The following is a 1,014-nucleotide window of genomic DNA, read 5'->3' on the forward strand; positions in this document are numbered from 1 at the left end:
GGCGAATTGTGGGCCAAGTGGCTGGTCGCCAAGATACCGAATGGCGGCAAGATCCTGGAAGTGCGCGGCGTCGCCGGCACCTCCGTCGACACCGACCGCCACAACGGCATCCACGAGGTCTTCGCTGCGTCCGGCAAGAAGTGGGACGTCACCGAAGTCGCCGGCAAGTGGGATGACGGCGTGGCACAGAAAGTGACCGCCGATGCGATCGCCACCAACGGTCCGTTCGACGGCATCACCGGCCAGGGCGGCGATACCGGCATCGTGCAGGCGATGATCGACGCCAAGCATCCGTTCGTGCCGTTTGGCGGCGAGACCGAGAACGGCTTCCGCAAGTTCTGCGCCGCGCATTCGGCCGACGGGCTGAAGTGCTCGTCCGCCGGCTCGGGTCCGGCTCAGGTCGCCGTCGCCATCAAGACCGCGATCGCCGCACTCGAAGGCGAGGTGGTACCACAAGAGGTGAAGCTGCCGCTGGCGATCGCCGAAGACCCGAACTTGAAGGAAGGCACGGATTACTTCCCCAAGGAATCCGACAATTTCTTCGTCGGCAATTCCTTCCCGACCTGCGGCATCAATTTCAGCGCCCAGGAAATCATGGGTCAGACCAAGGAAAACCAGTAAATCATCGCTGGCTGTCACCCGGCGCCGCGGCTTGAGCCGCGGCGCTTGTCTCAATTCCACAATCGCCCTGGGAGGGCCGATGGACGGTGCGGCTCCGCTCTTTCGTATGGAAGGCATATCCAAGCGCTATGGCGGTGTACGCGCGCTGGAGAAGGCCGAGCTTGTCGTCGAAGCCGGCAGCATCCACGCCATTCTCGGTGAAAACGGCGCCGGCAAGTCGACGCTGATCAAGGTCATGGCAGGTGTCGTGGCGCCCGATGAGGGCCGCATGACGCTGGACGGGCGCGAGGCGACCTTCGCTTCTCCGGGTGCCGCCAACAAGGCCGGCATCGTCTGCATCTTCCAGGAACTGTCGCTGGTCCCCGAGCTAAGCGTTGCCGACAACATCGTCAT

Annotated in this window: 2 protein-coding genes; both read left to right on the forward strand. The window is 63.6% G+C overall.

All coding sequences use genetic code 11. The annotated features are described in order from the left end of the window. A partial coding sequence (locus EN893_RS35495; protein WP_164901465.1) for a substrate-binding domain-containing protein occupies positions 1 to 621 on the forward strand: 621 nt, incomplete at its 5' end. 79 nt (positions 622 to 700) lie between these two features. Further along, on the forward strand, positions 701 to 1,014 hold a 314-nt coding region (locus EN893_RS35500; RefSeq protein ID WP_164901466.1), incomplete at its 3' end, for an ATP-binding cassette domain-containing protein.

This window comes from Mesorhizobium sp. M7A.F.Ca.CA.004.04.2.1 (assembly GCF_004022825.1).
Classification (GTDB): domain Bacteria; phylum Pseudomonadota; class Alphaproteobacteria; order Rhizobiales; family Rhizobiaceae; genus Mesorhizobium.